This window comes from Bacillus sp. PK6-013 (assembly GCF_054161445.1).
Genome location: NZ_CP096417.1, coordinates 1,656,549 through 1,679,827, shown reverse-complemented (window position 1 = coordinate 1,679,827; position 23,279 = coordinate 1,656,549). Strand labels below are relative to the sequence as shown.

At 46.0% G+C, this 23,279-nt stretch carries 30 protein-coding genes; 3 read left to right on the top strand and 27 right to left on the bottom strand.

Translation table 11 applies throughout. The annotated features are described in order from the left end of the window. Positions 1 to 148: 148 nt before the first annotated feature. The 21 genes from M1E03_RS08640 to M1E03_RS08540 all read right to left on the bottom strand — a co-directional run bounded on the left by M1E03_RS08640 (position 149) and on the right by M1E03_RS08540 (position 15,227). Positions 149 to 1,039, bottom strand: coding sequence for a polyprenyl synthetase family protein (locus tag M1E03_RS08640; protein ID WP_023855167.1), 891 nt, complete (start codon positions 1,037 to 1,039; stop codon positions 149 to 151). After that, positions 1,029 to 1,289 carry an exodeoxyribonuclease VII small subunit gene (locus M1E03_RS08635; RefSeq protein WP_023855168.1) on the bottom strand — a complete coding sequence of 87 codons (261 nt, stop codon included), beginning with the start codon at positions 1,287 to 1,289 and terminating at the stop codon, positions 1,029 to 1,031. The genes M1E03_RS08640 and M1E03_RS08635 overlap by 11 nt, the downstream gene beginning before the upstream one ends. Then, positions 1,282 to 2,631 carry an exodeoxyribonuclease VII large subunit gene (gene xseA, locus M1E03_RS08630; RefSeq protein ID WP_020452134.1) on the bottom strand — a complete coding sequence of 450 codons (1,350 nt, stop codon included), beginning with the start codon at positions 2,629 to 2,631 and terminating at the stop codon, positions 1,282 to 1,284. The genes M1E03_RS08635 and xseA overlap by 8 nt, the downstream gene beginning before the upstream one ends. Positions 2,632 to 2,713: 82 nt before the next feature. After that, complete coding sequence (gene folD / locus M1E03_RS08625) at positions 2,714 to 3,562, bottom strand: bifunctional methylenetetrahydrofolate dehydrogenase/methenyltetrahydrofolate cyclohydrolase FolD (RefSeq protein ID WP_020452135.1); 849 nt, start codon at positions 3,560 to 3,562, stop codon at positions 2,714 to 2,716. 16 nt (positions 3,563 to 3,578) lie between these two features. Next, on the bottom strand, positions 3,579 to 3,968 hold the full coding sequence (gene nusB / locus M1E03_RS08620) for a transcription antitermination factor NusB (protein WP_020452136.1): 390 nt from the start codon (positions 3,966 to 3,968) through the stop codon (positions 3,579 to 3,581). A 291-nt stretch (positions 3,969 to 4,259) separates the two neighbouring features. Then, positions 4,260 to 4,643, bottom strand: coding sequence for an Asp23/Gls24 family envelope stress response protein (locus M1E03_RS08615; protein WP_031304734.1), 384 nt, complete (start codon positions 4,641 to 4,643; stop codon positions 4,260 to 4,262). Positions 4,644 to 4,690: 47 nt separating this feature from the next. Continuing rightward, positions 4,691 to 6,043, bottom strand: a complete 1,353-nt coding sequence (gene accC, locus M1E03_RS08610; protein ID WP_458110745.1) for an acetyl-CoA carboxylase biotin carboxylase subunit — start codon at positions 6,041 to 6,043, stop codon at positions 4,691 to 4,693. A gap of 11 nt (positions 6,044 to 6,054) precedes the next feature. After that, positions 6,055 to 6,534 (bottom strand): acetyl-CoA carboxylase biotin carboxyl carrier protein, encoded by a 480-nt coding sequence (accB, locus tag M1E03_RS08605; RefSeq protein ID WP_023855170.1) that lies wholly within the window; start codon positions 6,532 to 6,534, stop codon positions 6,055 to 6,057. A gap of 173 nt (positions 6,535 to 6,707) precedes the next feature. After that, positions 6,708 to 7,346 (bottom strand): SpoIIIAH-like family protein, encoded by a 639-nt coding sequence (locus M1E03_RS08600; RefSeq protein ID WP_035338363.1) that lies wholly within the window; start codon positions 7,344 to 7,346, stop codon positions 6,708 to 6,710. Next, positions 7,347 to 8,042: a stage III sporulation protein AG gene (gene spoIIIAG / locus M1E03_RS08595; RefSeq protein WP_079289193.1), complete on the bottom strand. Its 696-nt coding sequence runs from the start codon at positions 8,040 to 8,042 to the stop codon at positions 7,347 to 7,349. Then, complete coding sequence (gene spoIIIAF, locus M1E03_RS08590; RefSeq protein ID WP_020452142.1) at positions 8,035 to 8,664, bottom strand: stage III sporulation protein AF; 630 nt, start codon at positions 8,662 to 8,664, stop codon at positions 8,035 to 8,037. Before spoIIIAF ends, spoIIIAG begins: the two co-directional genes overlap by 8 nt. An 11-nt stretch (positions 8,665 to 8,675) precedes the next feature. After that, positions 8,676 to 9,881: a stage III sporulation protein AE gene (gene spoIIIAE, locus M1E03_RS08585; RefSeq protein WP_026579320.1), complete on the bottom strand. Its 1,206-nt coding sequence runs from the start codon at positions 9,879 to 9,881 to the stop codon at positions 8,676 to 8,678. A gap of 21 nt (positions 9,882 to 9,902) precedes the next feature. Further along, positions 9,903 to 10,268, bottom strand: a complete 366-nt coding sequence (spoIIIAD, locus tag M1E03_RS08580; protein WP_020452144.1) for a stage III sporulation protein AD — start codon at positions 10,266 to 10,268, stop codon at positions 9,903 to 9,905. Between the two features lie 42 nt (positions 10,269 to 10,310). Beyond that, a complete protein-coding gene (gene spoIIIAC / locus M1E03_RS08575) occupies positions 10,311 to 10,517 on the bottom strand; it encodes a stage III sporulation protein AC (protein WP_003183409.1) in 207 nt (68 codons plus the stop codon). Positions 10,518 to 10,539: 22 nt separating this feature from the next. Next, complete coding sequence (gene spoIIIAB / locus M1E03_RS08570) at positions 10,540 to 11,055, bottom strand: stage III sporulation protein SpoIIIAB (RefSeq protein ID WP_020452145.1); 516 nt, start codon at positions 11,053 to 11,055, stop codon at positions 10,540 to 10,542. Continuing rightward, complete coding sequence (spoIIIAA, locus tag M1E03_RS08565; RefSeq protein ID WP_026579317.1) at positions 11,049 to 11,972, bottom strand: stage III sporulation protein AA; 924 nt, start codon at positions 11,970 to 11,972, stop codon at positions 11,049 to 11,051. Before spoIIIAA ends, spoIIIAB begins: the two co-directional genes overlap by 7 nt. A gap of 91 nt (positions 11,973 to 12,063) precedes the next feature. Then, complete coding sequence (locus tag M1E03_RS08560) at positions 12,064 to 12,345, bottom strand: YqhV family protein (RefSeq protein WP_003183412.1); 282 nt, start codon at positions 12,343 to 12,345, stop codon at positions 12,064 to 12,066. 162 nt (positions 12,346 to 12,507) lie between these two features. Beyond that, a complete protein-coding gene (efp, locus tag M1E03_RS08555; RefSeq protein WP_020452147.1) occupies positions 12,508 to 13,065 on the bottom strand; it encodes an elongation factor P in 558 nt (185 codons plus the stop codon). Positions 13,066 to 13,096: 31 nt separating this feature from the next. Further along, entirely contained in the window at positions 13,097 to 14,158 is a 1,062-nt protein-coding gene (locus M1E03_RS08550) for a M24 family metallopeptidase (RefSeq protein WP_458110744.1), read from the bottom strand. A gap of 15 nt (positions 14,159 to 14,173) precedes the next feature. Further along, entirely contained in the window at positions 14,174 to 14,611 is a 438-nt protein-coding gene (gene aroQ / locus M1E03_RS08545) for a type II 3-dehydroquinate dehydratase (RefSeq protein WP_020452149.1), read from the bottom strand. A 79-nt stretch (positions 14,612 to 14,690) separates the two neighbouring features. Further along, entirely contained in the window at positions 14,691 to 15,227 is a 537-nt protein-coding gene (locus M1E03_RS08540) for a YqhR family membrane protein (RefSeq protein WP_020452150.1), read from the bottom strand. Between the two features lie 251 nt (positions 15,228 to 15,478). On the opposite strand from M1E03_RS08540, the gene M1E03_RS08535 reads away from it, so the two are divergent. Both M1E03_RS08535 and M1E03_RS08530 read left to right on the top strand, forming a co-directional pair. After that, positions 15,479 to 16,432 (top strand): DUF1385 domain-containing protein, encoded by a 954-nt coding sequence (locus M1E03_RS08535; RefSeq protein WP_020452151.1) that lies wholly within the window; start codon positions 15,479 to 15,481, stop codon positions 16,430 to 16,432. Between the two features lie 38 nt (positions 16,433 to 16,470). Next, a complete protein-coding gene (locus tag M1E03_RS08530) occupies positions 16,471 to 16,857 on the top strand; it encodes an SA1362 family protein (protein WP_025811167.1) in 387 nt (128 codons plus the stop codon). Here the strand turns inward: M1E03_RS08530 and M1E03_RS08525 are convergent. From M1E03_RS08525 to M1E03_RS08515, 3 genes are all read right to left on the bottom strand, one after another. Further along, positions 16,854 to 17,729: a patatin-like phospholipase family protein gene (locus tag M1E03_RS08525; RefSeq protein WP_020452153.1), complete on the bottom strand. Its 876-nt coding sequence runs from the start codon at positions 17,727 to 17,729 to the stop codon at positions 16,854 to 16,856. The two genes, M1E03_RS08530 and M1E03_RS08525, sit on opposite strands and share 4 nt — an antisense overlap. Before the next feature lie 131 nt (positions 17,730 to 17,860). Continuing rightward, positions 17,861 to 18,289, bottom strand: coding sequence for a transcriptional regulator MntR (gene mntR / locus M1E03_RS08520; protein ID WP_020452154.1), 429 nt, complete (start codon positions 18,287 to 18,289; stop codon positions 17,861 to 17,863). A 91-nt stretch (positions 18,290 to 18,380) separates the two neighbouring features. Next, on the bottom strand, positions 18,381 to 19,217 hold the full coding sequence (locus tag M1E03_RS08515) for a lipoate--protein ligase family protein (protein WP_023855177.1): 837 nt from the start codon (positions 19,215 to 19,217) through the stop codon (positions 18,381 to 18,383). 181 nt (positions 19,218 to 19,398) lie between these two features. On the opposite strand from M1E03_RS08515, the gene M1E03_RS08510 reads away from it, so the two are divergent. After that, positions 19,399 to 19,785, top strand: a complete 387-nt coding sequence (locus tag M1E03_RS08510; RefSeq protein ID WP_020452156.1) for a rhodanese-like domain-containing protein — start codon at positions 19,399 to 19,401, stop codon at positions 19,783 to 19,785. A gap of 154 nt (positions 19,786 to 19,939) precedes the next feature. Here the strand turns inward: M1E03_RS08510 and M1E03_RS08505 are convergent, their stop codons facing one another. Genes M1E03_RS08505 through opuAA form a run of 3 tightly spaced genes read right to left on the bottom strand, consistent with a single transcriptional unit; the run spans position 19,940 to position 22,934 of the window. After that, positions 19,940 to 20,824, bottom strand: coding sequence for a glycine betaine ABC transporter substrate-binding protein (locus tag M1E03_RS08505; RefSeq protein ID WP_023855178.1), 885 nt, complete (start codon positions 20,822 to 20,824; stop codon positions 19,940 to 19,942). Beyond that, on the bottom strand, positions 20,824 to 21,678 hold the full coding sequence (gene opuAB / locus M1E03_RS08500) for a glycine/proline betaine ABC transporter permease subunit OpuAB (protein WP_023855179.1): 855 nt from the start codon (positions 21,676 to 21,678) through the stop codon (positions 20,824 to 20,826). Before opuAB ends, M1E03_RS08505 begins: the two co-directional genes overlap by 1 nt. Then, positions 21,678 to 22,934 carry a glycine/proline betaine ABC transporter ATP-binding protein OpuAA gene (opuAA, locus tag M1E03_RS08495; protein WP_020452159.1) on the bottom strand — a complete coding sequence of 419 codons (1,257 nt, stop codon included), beginning with the start codon at positions 22,932 to 22,934 and terminating at the stop codon, positions 21,678 to 21,680. Before opuAA ends, opuAB begins: the two co-directional genes overlap by 1 nt. Positions 22,935 to 23,279: the final 345 nt, after the last annotated feature.

The following is a 23,279-nucleotide window of genomic DNA, read 5'->3' as shown; positions in this document are numbered from 1 at the left end:
ATTCATCCCCATGCGCAAACTTGCATATGCGGACGCTTCGTTTGAAAAAACAGCCGCTAACACAACGTGATAACGGCGCGGCGTTTTAGAGTTCAACTCTTTATATTTTAGCATAATAAGCCTTTGATGCTCAAATGGAAGCCCTGTATCAATGATCCCTTGCGGCAATCATATCGCAAAACTCGTACATAAGCTCTTTTTCAAGCGGAAGCTCTGAAATCAGCCGTTTTGCTTTTTCAATATGTTCATCAAGCTTTTTGTTGGCGCCCTCAAGCGAAAGGAGCGACGGATAGGTCGATTTTCCGTTTGTCTCGTCAGATCCGATCCGTTTGCCGATTTTATCCTCTGATCCTTCAAGGTCGAGAATGTCATCTCTGATCTGGAAGCCGATGCCGATATGATGGCTGAATTCGCGGAGCTTTTCGATCTCTTTTTCAGATGCATCTGCTAGAATCGCCCCCGCGATGACGCTGAAGCTGAGGAGTTTAGCCGTTTTTCCTTCGTGAATCCGCTGCAGTTCATCAAGAGAGACAGACTTTGATTCCGCTTCCATATCTAAAATCTGACCGCCGACCATGCCTTCAGCCCCCGCTGCCGATATCAGCTCATTCACCAGTCTGATGCGTTTTTCAGCAGATACATCAGAAGGCATATTGGAAGTGATCATTTTGAAGCTTTCGGTTAATAAGGCGTCTCCGGCGAGAATGGCCGTCGCTTCCCCGTATATTTTATGGTTTGTCGGCTTTCCCCTTCTGAGGTCATCGTCATCCATACAAGGGAGATCGTCATGGATTAATGAATACGTATGGATCATTTCAACCGCGCACCCTACCGGAATTCCGGCTTCTTCGTCTTTTCCGTACGCATGAAGAAGCGCAAGTACCAAAATCGGTCTCAGCCGTTTCCCTCCGGCTTCCAATGAGTACAGCATGGATTCCTTAAGGATGGACGGCGCTCGCAGGTCTTTAATATACATCGGAAGGCGTTCTTCAATTACTGTTTTTCTCGATTTTAAAAATCCGTCAAGTTTACCGGTCACCTTTTTCCTCCTCCCGAACACTGAAAGGAGCTAATTCCCCATTTTCCCGCAAAATGTAGTCCATCTGCTTTTCGACATTTTGCAGTTTTTCGTGGCACATTTTCGAAAGAGCCATCCCTTCCTGGAAGTAGTCGATCGCCTTTTCCAAAGGCACATCCCCTTCTTCAAGCTTTGATACGATCTGTTCCAGACCTTTCATCGCCTCTTCAAATGTCAGGTCTTCCCGTTTTGTTTTGTTTTCTTCAGCCATTTGTTTCGCCTCTCTTTTGCAGTACCTCACAGGTCAGCGTCCCATCGTTTAATGTGACGCGGATCTCGTCTTTTTCATGAACCTGTTCAATACTTTTAATCAATTCGTTTTCTTTATATGTCAAACTGTACCCTCTTTCCATCACTTGGAGAGGGCTTAATGCATTCAGTTTACCAAGAACCGTTTGAAACTGCGAGTGAATCTGCTTAAGCTGCACATCCATATTCCGCTTCAGCCGGACTGTCTGCTCTTCATGCCTCTTTCTCGCTTGTTTAAGCTGCTCCTCGGGATGAAGCATCTCCAGCTTGTATGTCTGTTCGTTCAGTTTTTGTTTTTTGCGTTCAACGGTCATCGCCAGCTGTTTTTGGAAACGGTCGAATATCAGGTCGAATTCCTGTTCCTTTTGGGCATACAGCCGTTTCGGGTAGCGGAAGGCATAAGAGGACTGGAGGGTTTTCACGCGCTCCTGCCGCTTTCTTAAATCCTGCTTCATCGATTTTGCAATTCTCGCTTCGAGCGTTTTCAGACGCTCCAGCAAATCAAGCATATTAGGTACGGCCTGTTCGGCCGCTCCCGTCGGGGTCGCCGCGCGCAAATCCGCAACAAAATCGCTGATTGTAAAATCCGTTTCATGCCCGACGGCGGAAATGATCGGAATGTCGGAAGAAAAAATGGCCCTGGCGACAGCCTCTTCATTAAATGCCCACAGCTCTTCGATCGATCCCCCTCCGCGTCCGACGATTAATACATCGCATAACTCTCTGCGGTTAGCCTCTTTGATGCTGCTGACGATGGACTCGCCCGCGTTTACTCCTTGAACGAGCGTTGGAAAGACGATCACTTTTACAAGGGGGTATCTTCTTTTAATGGTGGTGATCACATCGCGTACAGCCGCTCCGGTTGGAGATGTGACAACACCGACGACGGATGGGAACGCGGGGATGGGTTTCTTATGTTTTTCATCAAACAAACCTTCTTGCGACAGCTTTTTCTTAAGTTCTTCATACGCGAGATGAAGCGCACCTATGCCGTCAGGCTGTATTTCTTTCGCATAGAGCTGATAATTGCCGCTCGGTTCATATACCGAAATGCCGCCTCTCACCAATACCTTCATCCCGTTTTCAGGGGTAAAGGCGAGATTTCTGTTTTGTCTGGCGAACATGACGGATTGAATGCGGGCGTTATCATCTTTCAGTGTAAAATAAATATGGCCTCTGCTATGTATTTTAACATTTGACAGCTCGCCCTTGATCCAAATATCTTCAAGATGGGGGTCCACGTCAAATTTGCGCTTAATATATTTTGTCAAAGCCGTGACCGTGACAAATGAAATTTCACTCATGGCACAGTCTCCTTTCTAAGAAGGCACAAGCACGTTCATCCGCCGGCGCGAGACCAGGCGGATGAACGGCTGTACATTAAAGTTAAATTGTACGCTTCGCTGATTTAACCGTGTTATGGGCCAGCATTGTAATCGTCATCGGACCGACACCGCCCGGTACGGGTGTAATATAGGAAGCTTTTTCCTTCGCTTCTTCAAAATCGACATCACCGACGAGCTTTCCGTTGTCAAGGCGGTTAACGCCGACATCAATGACAACGGCTCCCTCTTTCATTTGATCCGCTTTGATGAAATTCGCCTTTCCGACAGCGACAATCAGAATGTCGGCTTTTTTTGTGTGCGCCGTAATGTCGGCCGTTCTTGAATGGCAGTACGTAACGGTTGCGTTTTCGTTCAAGAGCAGCTGCCCTACCGGCTTTCCGACGATATTGCTTCGCCCGACGACAACAACCTCTTTTCCCGACAGATCAATCTCGGTTTTCTTTAAAAGCTCCACGATGCCCGCAGGCGTGCAAGGTAGAAATGTATCTTCGCCAAGCAGCATCTTTCCTACGTTTAATGGATGAAAACCGTCAACATCTTTGTCAGGGGATATTCTTTCAATCACCGCTTGTTCGGAAATATGATCCGGAAGAGGCAGCTGGACAAGAATTCCGTGAAAGTCGTTATTTTGGTTGTACTGGTCAATTACTTCAAGAAGTTCCTGTTCAGAGAAACTTGCATCGAAATGATCCAGCTGAAAACGAATCCCCATGGCTTCAGCTGCTTTTTTCTTTCCCCGTACATATGAAAGAGACGCCGGATCATCACCAATTAAAATAACGGCCAGTCCCGGGGTCACTCCTTGTTTTTTCAGCTCTTCAACTTCCTTGGCCAGCTGCCCGCGCTTTTCCTTTGCTGTTTCTTTCCCGTCGATGATGGTTGCTGTCATTTGCTCTCCTCCTAGATTATTCAAGATCGGATTTAATGTTAGAAAGAACACCGTTTACAAACTTCGCCGACTTGTCATCTCCAAATTGCTTGGCCAGTTCAATCGCTTCATTCATAGAGACGTTGACAGGTATGTCTTCTAAAAAAATCATTTCGTAGGCGGACAAACGCAAAATCGCGCGGTCGACATTCGCCAGCCTGTCAAGCTTCCAATTGACGAGATGCCGTTTGATCATCTCATCGATTTTCTCTTTGTTCTCTAAGACCCCGTAAACAAGCTGCTCGAAAAAAGCGTCGCTTTCCTGCCCGTCCAAGGCGTGCTGCATCGCTTCATTCGGTTCTGTATCACTGACATCAATCTGGAATAGTGACTGCAAAGCCTTTTCTCTTGCTGTTCTTCTTTTCATTCTTTCTTTTTCTCCTTTAACCCTCTTTGCTGCTTGCCGTTTAAGCCACAAAGAGATCATATCATATTTTTAGTCTTTCCGCATGCAAAAATCGCGGTTTTATCGTCAATAACCGAATAATAAGAAACAAACATTTGTTATCATTCGTTTTTCGAACTTCTTTGCAAACTTTCCGGTTCCTCTTATTTTTGGTCGATAACAGCGGAAAGATGCTTTTAAACGTCATTTTTAAAACGGAACATGAAAAAACCAAAGGGCCGTCATTCCCCTTGGTTCTTCCACTTCACCGCACTACATCTCTTGATCGACTTCCACCTCGTGCGTTTTTGAATCGAATTGAATGCCAACGATGTGAATATTGATTTCATTAATCGAAAGAGCTGTCATATTGAGAAGCGTCTGGCGGATATTATCCTGAACGGCATTTGCAACTTTAGGAATCGAAACGCCAAACATCATCACGCAATAAACATCAATGATAATTCCGTCATCTGACAAATCAACTTTGACGCCTTTGCCGTGATTCTTTTTTCCAAACCGTTCCACGACACCTGTCGCAAAATTGCCGCGCATTTCAGCTACGCCTTCAACTTCGGAAGCTGCGATTCCGGCAATGACTTCGATGACCTCCGGAGCGATTTCCACTTTTCCTAAATGATTGTCTTCATGGCTCATTTCCAATAAGCTGTTGTCGTCTTTCAATATGTTCACCTCCGTTAAAATTACGACCCCATTACATCATATATTTCTAAAAACTTCGTATTGAATTCTCCGCTTACGAATGTTTCGTGCTCGAGCAGTTTCAGATGGAACGGTATCGTCGTATGAACGCCTTCGATGACGAATTCGCTCAACGCTCTTTTCATTCTTGATACAGCTTCTTCCCTCGTCTTCCCGTATGTGATGACTTTTGCAATCATGCTGTCGTAATAAGGAGGAATCGAGTATCCCGGATAAGCCGCAGAATCCACTCTGACGCCGAGCCCGCCCGGAGGCAGATACATCTCGATTTTTCCCGGAGAAGGCATGAAGTTTTTCTCAGGGTTTTCCGCATTAACCCGGCATTCGATGGCCCAGCCGTTAAAAGTGACTTCATCTTGGGTGAGGGTTAATTTTTCACCTGATGCCACTCTGATCTGCTCTTTAATCAAATCAACGCCCGTCACCATCTCTGTTACCGGATGCTCAACCTGAATGCGCGTGTTCATTTCCATAAAGTAGAACTTCTGCTCGCGGTAATCGTAGATAAATTCAACTGTTCCCGCGCCCGTGTACTTAACGGCTTCAGCCGCTTTGACAGCTGCCTGCCCCATTTGCTCCCTGATTCCTTCATCAAGCGCAGGTGAAGGGGTTTCTTCAAGCAGCTTTTGGAGCCTTCTTTGGATTGAACAGTCGCGTTCACCCAAGTGAATCGTATTTCCGTGTGTGTCCGCAAGCACTTGGATCTCGACGTGTCTGAAGTCTTCAATGTACTTTTCAATGTACACACCCGGGTTGCCGAAAGCGGTGGCCGCTTCTTGCTGAGTGATTTTAATGCCGTTGATCAGTTCTTCTTCCGTACGGGCGACCCTGATTCCTTTTCCGCCGCCCCCGGCAGTTGCCTTTATAATGACAGGATACCCTATATCGCGCGCTAATGAAACCGCATCTTCAATATCTTCAATAATTCCTTTGGAACCCGGTACGATTGGAACGCCAGCCTGCTGCATCGTTTCCCTGGCAACATCCTTTGTCCCCATCTTAGAGATGGCGTCTGCTGTCGGACCGACGAAGGTTACGTTTACCTCTTCGCAAAGCTCGGCAAAATCGGCGTTTTCCGCCAGGAAACCGTAGCCCGGGTGAATCGCATCAGCGCCGGTCATTTTGGCGACGCTGACGATGTTCGTTATATTCAAGTAGCTGTCTTTTGATAGCTTAGGTCCGATGCAAAATGCTTCATCAGCCATCTGAACATGGAGCGCCTCTCTGTCGGCCTCGGAAAAGACGGCTACTGTATCGATCCCCAGTTCTTTACAAGCTCTGATAATTCTGACAGCAATTTCTCCCCTGTTCGCAATTAATAGCTTTTTGATCATCTTATTGCTCCTTACTCTGCTTTTACTAAAAATAAAGGTTGTCCGTATTCAACCAGCTGGCCGTTTTCAACCAATACTTCAACGATCTCGCCTTTCACTTCGGCTTCGATCTCATTAAAGAGCTTCATTGCTTCCACAATGCAGACGACAGAGGATTCTGTTACCTTCGAACCGATTGTTACGTAAGGGTCGGCTTCAGGCGAAGAAGACGCATAAAACGTTCCGACCATCGGAGAGGTGATTTTGTGGAGGTTTCCGCCGTCTTTTGCGGCTTCTTCTGCTGCAGGCGCATCCTGAACTTGCGCTTGCATCGCGGGAGCTTCCGGAGCCGGTGTTTGAACAGGCGCCGCAGCCACTTGCTGGATGGTTTGCACGGTTCCGCTTTGTTTTTTCAGTTCAACCTTCGATCCTTCGTTTTCGTATGTAAATTCATTTATCGAAGATTCATCAATTAATTTTATCAACTGTCTGATTTCATCAATGTTTAACATGCTATCGCACTCCTAATGAAAAAGATTTTACGCATTTATCAGTTAGTACTAAAAGTACATACTATATTCATCTTACAGGAGAGGAATGCCGAATTCAACTACAATCATGAGCGCCCTGCATCAACAGGGGCCTCAAGCATAAAAAAATCCCGCTTTTTGCAAGCGGGACATGTTTACTCTGCTGGCTCGAACGTCACAGCCACATCGTTTAAGTTTTTCACTTCTTTTGCGACGATGTCGATGATATCGGTGGCAGCGGCCTTCGAGTGCTCCTTCGCCTTCACCGTAATATTGACTTTATCGCCGTCGGCATTGACCAAGGCGTCTTTATAGCCTTTTGTTTTGATCAGCGTTTCAAGCGTCTTTTCCGTTCCTTCAGCTTCACTGAGCTCTGTCATCTTGTCGTAAGCTTCGCTTTTTTCTTTTGCCGTCGCTTTATCGCTTCTGACGATTTCGGTTAATTCCTCCCTCTCCCTGCTGCGCTGATCGTCCATTTCCATGCGGTATGTTGTGAATAAATCTTCATCACCGGATGATTCTTTTGTTACAACTTCTCCGTTCTGCTCACTCGCAGACGTTTCTTTATCTTTTGTGTCTTTCCCTTCAGTTTTGTCTTTAGCAGGCGCGGTGTCTTCTTTGCCATCTTTGGCAGGCTCTTCTTTCATCGGTTTTTCTTTTTCAGCTGCGACTTGTTCTTTGTCATCCACCGTGACGACATTTTCTCCTTCAGGCGACATAATGTAGTAGACACTCAGCACAACGACGAGACTTAACATGGTTAAAAGCCAAACCGTTTGTTTTTTCAGCATCATTTATGAATCCTCCTTCATTTTTTTAGGGGCAACAGCGACGCGGTGGCTCGGAACATCAAGAACCCTTGTCACTGCTTCAATGATGGTCTTTTTTATTTGAACGTTGTCGACTCCTTGAGCGACAACGAGAACACCCCTGATATCGGGCTTTTTCGTCTGAACGACGACAGGCGTCTCTTTATCTCCGTTTTTGATGATGACAATTTCTTCGTCAGAAGACATTTCAGACACCGTTCGCTTGCCTCCCTGTTTATCTGTCTCATTCGTTGAAGTCTCCTGGGTTTTTCTATTTTTCTCGAATATTTTCAATGAGGTTGCATCAACATTGACGACGATTGATACGTCTTCCACGCCGATAATCGTTTCCAATATGTCTTTGAGCTGATTCTCATATTCCTGTTCGTAATCTTGGATCGAGTCCTTCGGTTTGTCATCTGAGGCGGGTTTGAACACTTCTTTTTCACCTTCACCGCTCTGTCCGGCGCTTTCAGACGAAGCTTTTTGTGAAGCCGACGGCTGATCTGCCGCTCGATCTTGAGAAGGTTCGGAAGAGAAGATTTGACTGATGAGCATGAAGGAAACGCCGAGAACAAAAAGCAGCAGAAAATAGTGATATTTCGTCAGCTTTTTTCCGTTTTTCTCGTCTTTGGGCAGCAGGTGGCCGATCAGCTTTTCGATCCAGGTTCTTTTATTCATTGCCGCTTCGTTCTCCCCCTTCAATATGAACTGTAATCTTGTCGGGGCTTATTTCCCATATGCCTGCAAGCTGTTCTCTGACTTCCCCCGTCTCTTTCTTTTCTCTTTCTCGCATTGGCTGGTAGCCTCGATCCGTATTGATTTCGACAGGAGCGACGGCTTGGACCGTTTTTTCGGATGCCGGTTCTATGAATACCGAGACTTCCGCATGCTTACTGAGATCTTTCTCTGTTTTCAGCTGGCCGTCAGAAGAGACCGCGACTCGGTCAATCTTGTATTTGTCGCTGGTAAACCTTCCCTCTGCGCTCTTTTTCAATTGAACAGCCATCTGTTCTAAGATATATGCTTGTTGTGAGGCTTGTATTTCTTTTTTTTCTGAATTCAACTGATTTTTTATTTCGTTTGACTGAACTTGTCCGTTTTTTGTAAGCCTCTCAAAGATTACATCCGGATCGGTCCTGAATAAAGAGAAGATCGGATTCAGTATCACAACGATCAAGAGCAGGCTGATCACCATTTTCGCGTATTTTTGCATGCTCGAATTCGGCAGAAGCATATCGATGACGATCGCCATCAGAATAAATAGAATAATGTTCGTGAGCCACTCTGTCAGAAATTCCATCTCATCCCTCCCTACTTCATCATCATCGTCAAATTCCCCGCTGTAATGATCACGGTTAAGCTTAAAAAAAACATCAGCGAAACGATGGCCATGGCCGCGAAAATGTAGATGACGCTTTTGCTGATGACATCCAGGCAGCTGATCACCGGACCGCCTCCGAGAGGCTGGAGAACGGCTGCGGCAATTTTGTATATGAGCGCGAGGGAGAGGATTTTGATTGCGGGAAAGGCTGCGATGCAAATCAAGATCGCCACCCCGAGTATCCCGACGGTGTTTTTCAACAGGAGAGACGCGCTGATCACCGTGTCCGTCGCTTCGGTAAACATGCGGCCCAATACGGGGATGAAGTTTCCGGTGATGAATTTGGCCGTCCGCAAAGTAATGCCGTCCGTCACTGCGGCTGAGGCGCCCTGAACCGAGATGACACCGAGGAACACGGTTAAAAATGCAGCCAGCGTGCCGATCGCCGCGTTTCTGAGGAGCTGAGCCAGCTGTGTGACTTTATACTGGTCCGTCATCGTGCTGACAATGCTTAAAATCGCTGATAAAAACAAAAGCGGCAGCACGATATATTGGATAAACAAGCCGCTCGTGTTCATGAGAAAGAGAATGACCGGATGAAAAAATGCGGCTGAGGCGGCTCCTCCCGAAGTCGCCATCAGCGCTAGAAGCAAAGGTACGAGCGACAGAATAAAGCTTGTCATCGTCTGGATCGCTTCATTCGCATATGTGACGGCAACCCGAAAGCTGTTGAGCGCAAGAATGATCAGCACCATGTAGACAATTGCATACGCCACTTTGCTGACGGTGCTTTGCTGAAACGCGTTTTGCAAAAGCTGAAGCAGCACGCAGAAGATGGTCAACAGGATCAGCGTCCCGAGCAGTTTCCCGTTAGCCAGCACTTCATGAAACAAGTAAGAAAACAGCGCTTTGCTCCATTCCTCAGGCGAAAAGTGCTTTTCACCTTTGACAAATTCAAGCAGGCTTCCTTTTTGACTTTCGGGAAGGTGTCCTCCATACTCAGTCAAAATGTTGTTCCAGAACTCCCCGACCCGGTCAAGCTCCAAACCTTCAGCCTGCTCTCTGGCCATCGCTTCAGCCGATTCTTCCGCGGCGGGTTCCCCAGCCGGCTCCGCTTCTTTTGGCGAAGCTTGTACATCATGCGCTCCAAAGCATACGATTCCTATGACCAAGAGCCAGAACAGAAAACGCTTCACTCAGGAAATCCTCCTTTCTGACTAAGACATGGAAGGGATGAGTCCGATGATCGTTTCGATAATGACGGTTAAAATAGGCACGGCCATGACTAAGATGAGGATTTTGCCTGCCAATTCGATTTTTGAAGCAATCGCACCCTGTCCGGCATCTTTCGTCAGCTGGGCGCCAAACTCCGCTATATAAGCAATCCCGATAATTTTCAAAATCGTTTCGACATACATCATGTTGATGTTGGCATTGGCAGCTATTTTTTCAATCATCCGAATGATTTCGTAGACTTGATCGACTAAGAATAAAAAAATCGTGCATCCGGCAAAAACGACAATCATAAAAGCAAACGTCGGTTTTTGCTCTTTCACAATCAAGCTGAGGAAGGTGGCGATCATTCCCAATCCTACGATTTGTACGATTTCAATGAGTGAGCCCCCCTATCCTTGAAATAGAAAGACAGCTTTTATCTTTTGGAATAGATCATCGACAACAGTAGCCACCATGAACAATATATAAATGAATCCTAAAAGCGTGACCCATTGGGCATATTCCTTCTTCCCCATTTGATCCAGTATGGTGTGAAGAAAAGCGACGACGATCCCGACGCCGGCAATTTGAAAAATAATATTTACGTCTACTCCCATTTCGTGTATGCTCCCCTCTTCATTACATCAATAGAAGAATCAGCAGCAGTCCCGACAAGAACCCAAGGCTCTTCACCATTTTTTCATTTTTCGCCTGGGCGAGATTTGCTTCAGCTTCCTCTGTCTCTAAATGGGTTAACGCCAGTTTGATATGTTTTTGCTGAGAAATCAGATCATGACGGCCAAGCGTTTCGCCGAATTGCCGTAAAATCTCGTATTCTTTCTTTTTGAGAGCCGTTTCGGGCCATACTTTCTCCAAGCTGTCTTCCCATGCCGTCCCCGCTGAAGCGCTGCCTTTTTCCAGCTGTTCTGCAAATGTCTGAAACAAAGAAGCTATCGGCCCGGAAAGCTGGTGTGCGATCTGCTTTGACGCCTGAAGGAGCGGTGTGTGCCCGTACATGATTTCAGCCTCTAAAGACTGCAAAGCGGCCAACAGCTGGCGGATTTGCTTCGGTCTATCCCTGAAAGGCTTCGCCATTTCAAATCCTGTCCATGTGGCTGCTGCCAAAATAAGCACGGCACCTAAAAGCTTCAGCATAATAACATCCTCTTCGCCGCACCGAGCGGCTCTCCATTCCCGTTCAAGATGCGGCTCAGGCTGCCGGGACCGTTCTTTCTGGATAGTTCCACGATTCTCTCAAAAACCCGGTGCTCCTGAAGCATTTTCAATGATGGACGCCTGGCGATATCGGCATATGAGGAGCCGTGAGCCGAAACGATGACAGACACCCCCGCATGGACCGCTTCCAAGAGCGCTTCTGCGTCTTCCATTCTTCCGATCTCATCGGCGATCATAACCTCCGGACTCATCGATCTGATCATCATCATCAGGCCTTCCGCTTTTGGACAGGCGTCAAGGATGTCTGCCCGGTCGCCGAGCCGATATTGCGGGATACCGTTTACACAACCTGCGATTTCAGACCTTTCGTCGACGATTCCCACCTTTTTGGCAGACACGTTGCCGCTCCCTGAGCTGATCAGCCTGGCGAGATCTCTGAGCAGTGTTGTTTTTCCGGTTTGCGGCGGACCGATGATCAGCGTGTTCAGCCACGAGTTTTGAAATAAATGAGGGACATACGGTTCGGAAATGCCGATTTTTTCTTTGGCAATGCGGATATTAAATGATGATATTTCTCTGATTCCTTTGACTGCTCCGTTTTCGACGACAACCCGGCCGGCAAGCCCCACGCGGTGTCCGCCTCTGATCGTGACATATCCTTTTTTCAATTCCTCTTCCAGTGTATACATGCTGTAATTTCCCAGCCTGTTTAAAAGAAGCGCCGAGTCTTCAGGCGTCGCCGCATAAGGGAGAAAGCGTGGCTTTCCTTTGTTCACCAGTTCGAGCGGACGACTTGTCCGAATCCGAATTTCTTCTATCTGATTGATTTCATGGTCGCCAAGACCGTTGAGCGCGCGTTTGATCGTATCGGGGAGAATCTCTGTGATGTGATGCAAAAACACTCCCTCCTCTTTTTGCTTGTCTTCTATAAAAATGTATGATCAACGGAAGACATTATGACAAGTCGGTCTCTCTTATCATGTGTCACTATTTATAGATCCCCGCGATGATCAACACCACTCCCATAAAGATCAAAATCAGCTTTGCGTAAGAAAGCTGCCCTGCAATCTGATAGATGCCGATTGTCATTGTAATAATAAAGATGAGCGGTCCGACCATCGCAAGCACACTGTTGACCGCCACGGCTTTTCTGACGTCGTTTGTCAAAAGCATTACGACAGCCGCCGTCAGTTCGATCAAAGATGATACCACTCTTAACGCAGCCATTGTCAAAACCGTCGGATTGACTTGTCCAAAGAAAAGCTTCATGATCTTAAACCTCCAGTAACACATCCTCTTTTTTTACAATCTATGCTCCTCATTGAAAAAGTAGTCTTCCGATTTTTCTATTTGGCCTGTGAGAGGTAAAAGATTTCAGACAGCAAAAAAAGAGCCGGCTTCAATGAAGCCGGCTCTTTCCCGCTGTTACTCTTATGCTCTTGATACGTAAGATCCGTCAGAAGTATTGACAACAAGCGTATCTCCTTCGTTTACGAAGAACGGTACGTTGACAACAAGGCCTGTTTCTGTTTTTGCCGGTTTTGTTCCGCCTGAGGCTGTGTCGCCTTTAATGCCCGGTTCTGTTTCCACAACTTTCAGTTCAACTGTATTCGGAAGTTCGATTCCGATCGTCTCTGTCTGATACATCATGATGTGGACAGACATATTTTCAAGCAGGAATTTGAGCTCGTGTTCGATTTGCTTCTCGTTCAGCTCAAGCTGCTCGTAAGATGTCGTATCCATAAAAACGTGCTGGTCGCCGTTGGCATACAAGTACTGCATCGTTTTTGTTTCAATTTGGGCGCGTGCCACTTTTTCACCTGCGCGGAATGTTTTTTCCTGAATCGCGCCTGTGCGAAGATTTCTCAGTTTGGAGCGGACAAATGCCGCACCTTTTCCCGGCTTAACGTGCTGGAAGTCAACAACGCGCCAGATGCCTCCATCTACTTCAATCGTTAATCCTGTACGAAAATCGTTTACTGAAATCATGATTATCCTCCTATTGCTCCAATCAAACGGATTATAAAATAATTAATTCTTTCGCGGAATGGGTAAGGGATTCGTTTCCTTCCTCTGTCAGGACAATATCATCTTCTATCCTGACCCCGCCTTTTCCCGGTATGTAAATTCCCGGTTCAACCGTTACAACCATGCCTTTTTCAAGCATCTGGTCCGAACGTGCTGAAAGCGCCGGACTTTCATGAACTTCCATGCCGAGGCCGTGGCCTGTTGAATGGCCGAAATACTCGCCGTAGCCTTGTGAAGATATGTAGTTCCTTGTATAAGCGTCAGCCTGTTTCCCGGTGATTCCCGGCTTGATGCTCCGCATGCCGATAGCCTGCGCCTCAAACACGGTTTGATAAATGCGTTTCAGCTCATCATCCGGCTCTCCTACCGCGACCGTACGCGTTATGTCCGAGCAGTAACCTTTATAGTAAGCCCCGAAGTCCAATGTCACAAGGTCGCCTTTCTCAATCGCTTTGCCGCTTGCCACTCCGTGCGGCAGACTTGAGCGTACGCCTGATGCCACGATCATATCGAAGGACGAATGATCCGCTCCCTGGCTCCGCATGTAAAACTCGAGCTCATTGGCGACTTCAATTTCGGTGATGCCGGGCTTTATGACCGTCAGAATATGGCTGAATGCATCATCTGCAATCTTTGCAGCTTCCTTTAATATCTTAATCTCTTCACTAGACTTAATCAAGCGCAACTTTTCCACAGATTGAGAAACAGGAACGAGTTCAGCTGTGCCAAGCTGCTCTTTGTAGGCGGCATACGTTCCGTATGTCATTTTATCCTGTTCAAAACCGATTTTGTTTATCCCCATCTTTTTGATCACTTCGGCGGCCTTTTGAACGATTCCGCCGGCATGCTGAACAATGTCAAAGCCTTTGACTTGATCTTTCGCCTGTTCTGTATAGCGGAAATCTGTAATAAAGACCGCTTGGTCGCCGGAGATGACCGCCAGTCCTGAAGATCCGGTAAATCCGGTGATGTACCGCAGATTAACGCTGCTCGTCACCAAAATCCCGTCAATACCCAAACCGCCGAAAAGCTCTCTCAATTTGTTTAGTTTCATTGTCCACTAGTCCCCCTATTTGTTATTTGCGTTCATAAAATAACAGATGGCCAGCTTATAACCTTCAAAGCCGAGTCCCGTGATCTGGCCTCTTGCAACCGGAGCGATGACCGAGCGGTGCCGGAACTCTTCCCTCGCATGAGGGTTTGAAAGATGGACCTCAATCACCGGTATGCTGATTGCTGCCACCGCATCGCGGATGGCATAGCTGTAATGGGAGAAAGCCCCCGGATTCAGGACGATTCCATCGTATTGTTCCTCTGCCTCATGAAGAGCATCAATCAGGTCCCCTTCGTGGTTTGATTGAAAAAAAGTCAATTCAATCTGAATGCCTTCGGCAAATTGAAAAAGTTTTTGTTCCAAATCAGTTAATGTGTCTGTACCGTATACATCGGGTTCGCGTTTTCCAAGCCGGTTTAAATTCGGTCCGTTCAATATTAAAATATGCGGCAACTCTGCCTCCCCCTTCTCATCACGCAAAAAAATGTCCACTTACAGTGAACATTTTATCATATTGCTTCCTGATCAGGCACTATTCTCTTGTTTCTCCAAGGGCCCGCGTCAACTTTTCAGAATTGAGCTCATTGTATTCAAACGAAATGGAATAGCCGACGAATAAACCGTAAAGCAGGTAAATGCAAAGCGTCGTCACAACCGTTTCCCTCTTTAATTCAGCCACAGTCTGAACATCTGGGAACATCGGATTGAACAGGTAAAACACGACAGCCCACAAAACGGCTCCATATACAATGCCTGCCCACATGCCTTTGACCTGCTTCAAAGTGCCGTAGTAAAGCAGGGCAGCTCCGATGGAAATAACACCGATCAGCAGGATGCTGATAAACGTCCCGAGAAATCCGTTTTTCCAATCGCCGATGACAAAAGGCTGGAGAATCATGTTTGCATTGACTTCGGAGAACTTAAAAAGGTACGCAAGCTCACCGAGTGCACTCCAAAGCACTCCGCCGACAAAGCCAGTCGTGATCACCCTTCCGATGAAAGTCATCGGAGTTTCACGCTTATTTTGCTCAAGCTCTTCCGGCTGTTTTTGATTGTCTTCATTACCCATACAGTCCAGATCACCTCCATTTCCAGTATGTCCAAAAACAGCCTTGCCAACATCAGCTTTCCCGGATTTTTAAGATCCGAGTGTAAAAAGCATGAAAAAGGGTATACTTTAATTAGATTTGGCTTTGTAATAGGTTCGAATTTCTTAAATTTTTGAGCCCGTCAATCTAGAGGTTTCAGCGTTTTTCCTGTACAATAGGTGTAAGGAAATGGTTAATGTACTCATAGATTGATACAGATAGGTTGATGCAAATGTCAAATCAAACAAAACAGCCCGCATACGGAGGGCAGGCTGTCGTCGAAGGCGTTATGTTCGGCGGCAGGCGCCATTATGTAACCGCGATCCGCAGAAAAGACGGAAGCCTTGAATTTTTTAAGCTGCCTCGGAAAACCAATCCGGCGCTTGAAAAATTTAAAAAAATTCCTTTTCTCAGAGGGATTATCGCGATTATTGAAGCAAGCGCGAACGGCACCAAGCACTTGAATTTTTCGAGCGAACGCTATGACCTCGATCCTTCTTTAGACGATCAATTGAAAGAAGAGAAGCCGTCCAAGCTGACGATGATTTTTGGCCTCGCCGCAGTCGGCGTCCTGTCTTTTTTGTTCAGCAAGTTTATTTTTACGCTCGTGCCCGTTTTTTTAGCGGAGCTCACCCGTCCGGTCTTTCAGTCGGACGTCGCGCAGATTATGATCGAAAGCTTTTTTAAGCTGCTCCTTCTCTTAAGCTATATTTACGCCATATCATGCACTCCTTTTATTAAAAGAGTTTTTCAATATCACGGAGCAGAACACAAGGTCATAAACTGTTACGAGCAAAATCTGCCGGTCACGGTTGAAAACGTTCAGCGGCAGTCAAGACTGCACTACCGATGCGGAAGCAGCTTTATTTTATTCACCGTCATCGTGGGCATGTTTGTTTACTTGCTCGTTCCTACTGACCCTCTCTGGGTCCGTATTTTGAATAGACTCGCACTGATACCCGTCGTTCTCGGCATTTCATTTGAAGTTCTGCAGCTGACAAACAAACTGAGAGACATCCCCGTATTGAAGGTGCTCGGCTATCCGGGTTTGTGGCTGCAGCTTTTAACAACGAAAGAGCCGTCTGACGATCAGGTGGAAGTCGCCATCGCAAGCTTCAATGAGCTTCTTCATATGGAGACCAAAGCAGAGGACGAACAGAAGGAACCTTCTAATATCGTAATGTAATGCAACGAATTGGTTAATTTTTTGGGAGGTGGACAGTTATGAAGCAACGCGTACATCCTGTCTCAGCTTTAATTATTGCGTTTGGAATTTTTGGGTTTGTCTATTTCGCCATCACAAGTCCGGGCCGCCTGCTCCAATACTTGGTTGTTTTTGCAGCGGTCGGCGCCATCATTTATTTCGTGATCAGGCGCATTTCCAATCGCGATATGGGCAGTGAAGGAGCCGCTTTTAAGAAAGCAGCCAAGCAATCCAACAAGCGTTTTCAAGATCACAAAAAACGCTCTATAAAAGGCAAGGTTAATCATCTGAGAAGCGTACCGTCTATTAATAAATCGAAGCCGGTATTGGTGAAGAAAAAAAGCCAGACTCAGCTGACAGTGATTGAAGGCAAAAAAAGCAAAAAGAAAAACAGGGCTTTCTTTTAAAACGTCCACTGTTTCAAAAATAATTCTGTTCGTTTTTTTCCTAGCTCGATTAGAGCTAGTTTTTTTTCTGCCGACATCGCGAATTCAGTCGACAGGACTTCCTCAACAGGTAAAAAAATGATGTTGCGCTCATGTTTTGTGGCAATGTGCCTGGCGTCATGCGCCTCTTTCATCGTCTCAAACAGCGCCCCGAAAAGTTCGAACGCATTTTTAATCGTTTTCTTCGGCCTCTCTTTTTCATTGGGCATCAGCGTGATCCCCAATACCGGCCGTTTTTTTTCTGTTGTAAACAGCCACATCGGAAAATTGCTCAGAACTCCGCCGTCTACGACAACGCTGATGCCGCTGGAGGACTTGAGCTTCACCGGCTCAAAAAAATAAGGAATGCTGCAGCTCATCCGGACCGCCCTGGCGACGGAAAAACGCCTTGGGTTTAAGCCGTATCTGTTTAAATCGTCAGGCAGCACAAGCATCTTGCCATTCGATAAGTCGGAGGCGATCAACTTCAGTTTTCCCTGTTCAAGATCCCCGAAAACTGAAATGCCTTTCGCTTTCAGCTTTTCGGAAATCCAGTTTTCCAGTTTATCTCCTTTATATAAACCGAGCCGCCAATAAATCGATGCCCATTGCAGCATTTTCAAAGGCAAGAGTGAAAATCTCGGGTCAAGGAGCTCGCTTTCATTTAATTCTTCCATCATTTGACGGATCTCCGCGCTTGTATAACCTGCCGCGATAAACGAGGCAATAATCGAACCGGCGCTCGTTCCGGCCAGCCTTTTAAATCGGAAGCCCCGTTTCTCAAGCGCCTCGTATGCCCCCACAAGTGCAATCCCTTTCATACCGCCGCCTGAAAAAACCCCGTCGATGTACATCGCGATCTCCCTCCCTTAAAAGATGGCTTTACACCATTTTAAGAAACGGACAGAAAAAAAAGACCATGAGACAAAGCGGCAGCTGGAAAAACTGATACGGAAAGAGAAAAGCCGCCGTTCCCCGGCGGCTTTTATTGATTTTCCTGTTCGTTTCTTTTTTGGACGCTTCTCAAATCGTCGATTCTTTTGCTGTCGTCTTCAAAATACTGCACAAGATCTCCGACACGGTCAATGCTGTTCCAGCTTAAATGATGCTCGATTCCTTCGACATCATCATAAATTTTCTCTTCGTCAACACCAATGATTCGTAAAAACTGCTCCAATAATTCATGTCTGTATACTAAACGTTTGCCTATTTTCTTCCCTTTAGGCGTCAGCACGAGGCCGCGATACTTTTCATAAATCAAATATTCGTCTTTATCGAGTTTTTGAACCATTTTTGTAACCGAGGAGGGATGGACGGCCAGAGCTTCGGCTATATCTGAGACCCTTGCATATCCTTTTTCTTCAATCAGCATATAAATTTGTTCTATGTAATCTTCCATACTCGGTGTTGTCATCAAATCCCTCCAAATCACACCTATTCAAATCATAACAAGTTTACACTATGTGCATGTAAAAAACAAGCAACGGGATAACGTTTTCACCCGATTACCTTCTATAATTCCATTCATCTGCCGCATACTTCGTTCTGGCGAGATCGGCGACAAATTCCGTTTCCTCTTCTGTCAGTTCATAAGGCTCCAAATGAATGTTAAGCCCCTTTTCGAACCCTTTTTTAAAAGCTTTGCTCGCTTCTTCAATCGTGATTTTTTCTTTTGCGAGCTCATTGATGGCGACCGCTTTTTGTTTGAAGTTTCTCTGCATGCGCTCTCTGAGGCGATCATTTTTGTAAATAAACAAATCAAAGAGCTTGTCCTCATCCAGATCAAGAAGGATCGAACCGTGCTGGAGAATGACTCCTTTCTGCCTCGTCTGGGCGCTTCCTGCGACCTTTCTGCCTTCGACAACGAGCTCATACCACGACGGCGCGTCAAAACAGACGGAAGATCTCGGGTTTTTCAGGCTCTGTTTCTCTTTTTCCGTTCTTGGTATGGCGAAATACGCATCAAGTCCCAGCTCTCTGAAGCCTTCAAGAATACCTTCTGAGATGACGCGGTACGCTTCCGTCACCGTCTTGGGCATTTCCGGGTGTTCTTCAGACACAATAACACTGTAGGTCAGCTCTTGATCATGGAGCACGCCTCTTCCGCCGGTCGGCCTTCTCACAAAGCCTAAACCGTGTTTTTTGACGGCATCCAGATTGATTTCCTTTTCAATATTTTGGAAATATCCGACTGAAAGCGTTGGCGGATTCCAGCCGTAAAAGCGGATGGTCGGCGGAATCTTATTTTCGCTGTGCCAATAAAGGAGCGCCTCGTCGAGCGCCATATTAAAAGCGGGATCCTGTCGTCCCGAATCGATAAAACGCCATATTTCTTTTTCCATAACCTACCCTCTTTTTCTTTGGTATAAAATAAGTCTACCATTCCCTCTTAAAATTGAAAATAAATTCGGCGAATCAGATGACAGATTTCTGAGGCTTTACTATAATAGTATTTGTCTTAACATATCGTTAAAAATCTCCCGATTATCAGGCGGGATGAATTCAAAAAGGAGTCGGATCAGATTGTCTACCAGCAGCATTATCATTCTCTTGATTTGCGCCGCGCTCATCATCTACGCGGTCGTTTCATACATCTATCAGCAGCGCATTATGAAAACCTTGACAGAAGAAGAATTCCGGGCCGGCTATCGCAAAGCGCAACTCATCGATGTGCGCGAGCCGAACGAGTATGAAGGCGGCCACATTTTGGGTGCGAGAAACATTCCGCTTTCACAGCTTAAGCAAAGAAAAAGCGAAATCCGTCCTGACAAACCGGTTTACCTGTACTGCCAAAACAACGTCAGAAGCGGAAGAGCCGCCCAAACGCTCCGCAAACACGGCTGTAAGGAGATTTACAACCTGAAAGGCGGGTTCAAAAAATGGGGCGGAAAAATTAAAACGAAAAATTAATAACCGCAGCTGTCTCCAGTTGCGGCCAACATCCTAAAGCGTCTTTGCGTTTTAGGATTTTTTTTAGCATATCCTGCAGACAATCAAAACAGGCGGAGCAGATGATCCTTCAAATAAAAATAAGCCGGCGAAATGGGTTCGCCGGCTTTGTTCGTTATTTTTTCAAGTCTTCGATTGAATTGACATCTTTCATGTATGTCGGAACGACAAGGCCAATTTTTACGCCTGTCATGCTTGTACCGATATCTTCGTATTTGCCTTTGTATTTTTCAGCATATGTTTTATGCGTTTGCGGCAGCCATGCAGCAAGTGAAGCATCGACGCTTCCATTTGCAATTCCAGTCCACATCGGGCCTGCTTCTACTTGGCTGAGCGTCACGTTGTAGCCTAAGTCTTCAAGAACTTTTGCGATGACATTTGTGCTCGCAATTTCACTGTCCCATGCCACATAGCCGAGCTTAATTTTTTCGCCGTCCGCTTTATCGACGCCTTTTGTCCATTTCTTAACAAGGTCTTGATGTTTTTTAACGAAATCTGCTGCAGCTTCTTCCGCTTTTTTGCCTTCCTGAACGGCAAGCATGACTTCTCCCATATCATCCTCTGTCCAGCTGAATTGGCTGAGCAGCTTGTGTGCGCCCGGATGATCGTCCTTGAATCCTTTGCGCGTAACAGTATGGATTTCTTCGGCATCGCCGTAAGAACCTTTTGGATCTTTCAAATATTTGAGATCGTATTTTGCAAACATCCAATGCGGTGTCCAGCCCGTAATAATGATCGGATCTTTTTTATCGTAAGCTTTTTTCAATGCGGCTGTCATCGCTGAGCTTGAGCCTGATGTTACAGCCCACTTGCTGAGATCGTAGTCCTTGAGCGCCTTGTCCGTTGCATTCATAATGCCCGCTCCAGGATCAATGCCGGTAATTTTATAACTGACTTGATCGCCTACAGACGCGTTTTCATTATTATTGCTGCTTCCGCAGGCAGCCAGACCCAATGTCAGTACTGCTGCAGTGCCGATTCCCGCTATCTTTTTCCACATTATGCATTCCCCCTGCTTTTTTTCAATTTTATATTTTGTGTAACCCGGTCAAGTACGATCGCAATAATAACAATCGCAAGCCCGGTTTCTACACCGGTACCCGTTTGCAGCTGGGTAACAGCCCGGTAAACTTCTTCTCCAAGTCCAGGCGCACCTACCATGGATGCAATAACGACCATTGACAACGCAAGCATGATGCTTTGATTGATACCGGCCAGAATGGTTTTCGTCGCAAGCGGCAGCTGCACTTTAAAGAGCCGCTGGCTTGTCGTTGAACCAAATGCTTCTGTAGCTTCAATCAGATCTTCCGGCACCTGCTGAATTCCTAAGATTGTCATCCGGATTGTCGGAGGCATCGCAAAGATAACGGAAGCGACAACACCCGGCACAACCCCGATATTGAAAAAGAAGATGGCCGGAAGCAAATAAACGAATGCCGGCATCGTCTGCATTAAGTCAAGAATGGGCGTAACGATTCTCCGAACCGTTTTCTTTTGGGAGCCCCAGATTCCGACCGGAATGCCGATAATGACAGAAATCAGAACGGATGTGACGACAAGCGCCAATGTCTGGAGCATGGCGTCCCAATATCCTAAATAATCAATGATAAAAAATCCGATTAAAGTAAACAGCGCAATGCCTCTTTTGCTGATCAGCCAGACGAGCGCGGCAAAGATAACGGTCAAAATAACCGGCGGAACAAAACCCAGGCCTTGGACAATCGCATCAACAAACGATTCCACTCCGCTGGCAATTCCGTTAAATACCCCGCCGAACGACACCGTCAGCCAGTCAACAAACTGATCGATCCAATCGGCTAAAGGAATGCGGGGAAGCGATGATAAAGTAAACATTATCTCACCTCCTGAACAACAGTTTCATGAGCTGGTTCATGATCTGAATGTGCATTAATATACCGGTCATTTCCGGCAAGCGCTCCGATTAACGCGCCTTTGACGATGATCCCTTTCATCCGCTGTTTTTCATCGACGACAGCAATCGGGATGCTGGCATCAGAGACCAATTCAAAAATATCCGTCAGGATCGCATTCTCTTCCACGGTTGTAATGTCTCTCGAGATGACGCTCTCCAGCGTCTGGCTTTTTTCGGCTGCTTTTTTAGCTGTTTCAGCATCAACAGAACCAAGAAGCCTATTGTGTTTGTCAACGGCATAAATTGAGGAAATCCCGAGGTTTTTCATCAGCGTCAGAGCGACGCGCGGCCCTTTGTCTGCGCGTACGGTTTCAGCGCGTTTCATAATATGACCGGCTGTCAGCACTTTAGACAAGTCGACATCTTCAACGAATTTTTCAACATATTCATTTGACGGGTTCATTAAGATCTCTTCCGGCGTACCGATTTGAACGATGTTTCCGTCTTTCATCAATGCGATTCGATCGCCGATTCTCAGCGCTTCATCAAGATCATGGGTAATGAAAATAATCGTTTTGCCTACTGATTCATGCAAATCGAGGAGTTCATCCTGCATATCTTTGCGAATCAGCGGGTCAAGCGCGCTGAACGCTTCGTCCATCAGCAGAATGTCCGGATCATTCGTCAATGCGCGGGCAAGCCCGACACGCTGCTGCATCCCGCCGCTCAGCTGATCCGGATATTGCTGTTCATATCCTTCAAGACCGACAAGCTTTAATGATTCCATAGCTCTTATCCGGCGTTTACTTTTATCGACTTTTTGCAGTTCCAATCCGTACTCTGTGTTTTCAAGAATCGTTTTGTGCGGAAACAGAGCGAACTTTTGAAAGACCATGCTGATTTTTTTCCGGCGGATTTCCCGAAGCTGGTCTTTGGACATATTTGTTATCATGTCACCATCTATGTACACATGTCCTGCAGTCGGTTCAATCAGCCGGTTTAAAAGCCGCACCAAGGTTGATTTACCGCTCCCTGATAGACCCATGATGACAAATATCTCACCTTCATACACGCTAAAATCCGCTTGGTTCACCCCGACGGTCGCCCCGGTTTCTTTCAGAATTTCTTTTTTGGTTTTGCCATCGGCAAGCAGCTGCGTTGCTTTCTTTGTATTTTTCCCAAAAACTTTAGACACTTTTTCTACTTTTATCTTGATTGGCTTTTCGTCTGAATTCATATTTCTCCTCCCGTATGAAGCAATCTAATATACCGTAACATTTATGTAACATATGAGACAAACGGCATATTCACTGTCATTTTGTATCAAACCTTCATATTCATCGTTGTCACTCTCTACCCTTGTGAATCCTTTTAAATACTCCATAATCCTCTTCTTTTAAGGCAAATTAAACCATTATATTTGATAAAAACATTGAAACTATCACGTTTTACAATGTAATTTTTATTTTTAATTTTAAATTTGATGAATTTACTATTTAATACGAGAGAAATCCTTATCATTCAGTACATAAACCGTTTACATAAAGATGTTTTTTTCACAAAAAAAAACCGGCGAAATTGA

What these genes read in the sequence shown, in the direction of transcription:
- M1E03_RS08635 (WP_023855168.1), bottom strand. Translation starts at nt 1,289, where the DNA reads ATGGCTGAAGAAAACAAAACAAAACGGGAAGACCTGACATTTGAAGAG.
- xseA (WP_020452134.1), bottom strand. Translation starts at nt 2,631, where the DNA reads ATGAGTGAAATTTCATTTGTCACGGTCACGGCTTTGACAAAATATATT.
- folD (WP_020452135.1), bottom strand. Translation starts at nt 3,562, where the DNA reads ATGACAGCAACCATCATCGACGGGAAAGAAACAGCAAAGGAAAAGCGC.
- nusB (WP_020452136.1), bottom strand. Translation starts at nt 3,968, where the DNA reads ATGAAAAGAAGAACAGCAAGAGAAAAGGCTTTGCAGTCACTATTCCAG.
- M1E03_RS08615 (WP_031304734.1), bottom strand. Translation starts at nt 4,643, where the DNA reads ATGAGCCATGAAGACAATCATTTAGGAAAAGTGGAAATCGCTCCGGAG.
- accC (WP_458110745.1), bottom strand. Translation starts at nt 6,043, where the DNA reads ATGATCAAAAAGCTATTAATTGCGAACAGGGGAGAAATTGCTGTCAGA.
- accB (WP_023855170.1), bottom strand. Translation starts at nt 6,534, where the DNA reads ATGTTAAACATTGATGAAATCAGACAGTTGATAAAATTAATTGATGAA.
- M1E03_RS08600 (WP_035338363.1), bottom strand. Translation starts at nt 7,346, where the DNA reads ATGATGCTGAAAAAACAAACGGTTTGGCTTTTAACCATGTTAAGTCTC.
- spoIIIAG (WP_079289193.1), bottom strand. Translation starts at nt 8,042, where the DNA reads ATGAATAAAAGAACCTGGATCGAAAAGCTGATCGGCCACCTGCTGCCC.
- spoIIIAF (WP_020452142.1), bottom strand. Translation starts at nt 8,664, where the DNA reads ATGGAATTTCTGACAGAGTGGCTCACGAACATTATTCTATTTATTCTG.
- spoIIIAD (WP_020452144.1), bottom strand. Translation starts at nt 10,268, where the DNA reads ATGATCGCCACCTTCCTCAGCTTGATTGTGAAAGAGCAAAAACCGACG.
- spoIIIAC (WP_003183409.1), bottom strand. Translation starts at nt 10,517, where the DNA reads ATGGGAGTAGACGTAAATATTATTTTTCAAATTGCCGGCGTCGGGATC.
- spoIIIAB (WP_020452145.1), bottom strand. Translation starts at nt 11,055, where the DNA reads ATGCTGAAGCTTTTAGGTGCCGTGCTTATTTTGGCAGCAGCCACATGG.
- M1E03_RS08560 (WP_003183412.1), bottom strand. Translation starts at nt 12,345, where the DNA reads ATGAAGCTTTTCTTTGGACAAGTCAATCCGACGGTTTTGACAATGGCT.
- efp (WP_020452147.1), bottom strand. Translation starts at nt 13,065, where the DNA reads ATGATTTCAGTAAACGATTTTCGTACAGGATTAACGATTGAAGTAGAT.
- M1E03_RS08550 (WP_458110744.1), bottom strand. Translation starts at nt 14,158, where the DNA reads ATGAAACTAAACAAATTGAGAGAGCTTTTCGGCGGTTTGGGTATTGAC.
- M1E03_RS08540 (WP_020452150.1), bottom strand. Translation starts at nt 15,227, where the DNA reads ATGGGTAATGAAGACAATCAAAAACAGCCGGAAGAGCTTGAGCAAAAT.
- M1E03_RS08535 (WP_020452151.1), top strand. Translation starts at nt 15,479, where the DNA reads ATGTCAAATCAAACAAAACAGCCCGCATACGGAGGGCAGGCTGTCGTC.
- M1E03_RS08530 (WP_025811167.1), top strand. Translation starts at nt 16,471, where the DNA reads ATGAAGCAACGCGTACATCCTGTCTCAGCTTTAATTATTGCGTTTGGA.
- M1E03_RS08525 (WP_020452153.1), bottom strand. Translation starts at nt 17,729, where the DNA reads ATGTACATCGACGGGGTTTTTTCAGGCGGCGGTATGAAAGGGATTGCA.
- mntR (WP_020452154.1), bottom strand. Translation starts at nt 18,289, where the DNA reads ATGACAACACCGAGTATGGAAGATTACATAGAACAAATTTATATGCTG.
- M1E03_RS08515 (WP_023855177.1), bottom strand. Translation starts at nt 19,217, where the DNA reads ATGGAAAAAGAAATATGGCGTTTTATCGATTCGGGACGACAGGATCCC.
- M1E03_RS08505 (WP_023855178.1), bottom strand. Translation starts at nt 20,824, where the DNA reads ATGTGGAAAAAGATAGCGGGAATCGGCACTGCAGCAGTACTGACATTG.
- opuAB (WP_023855179.1), bottom strand. Translation starts at nt 21,678, where the DNA reads ATGTTTACTTTATCATCGCTTCCCCGCATTCCTTTAGCCGATTGGATC.
- opuAA (WP_020452159.1), bottom strand. Translation starts at nt 22,934, where the DNA reads ATGAATTCAGACGAAAAGCCAATCAAGATAAAAGTAGAAAAAGTGTCT.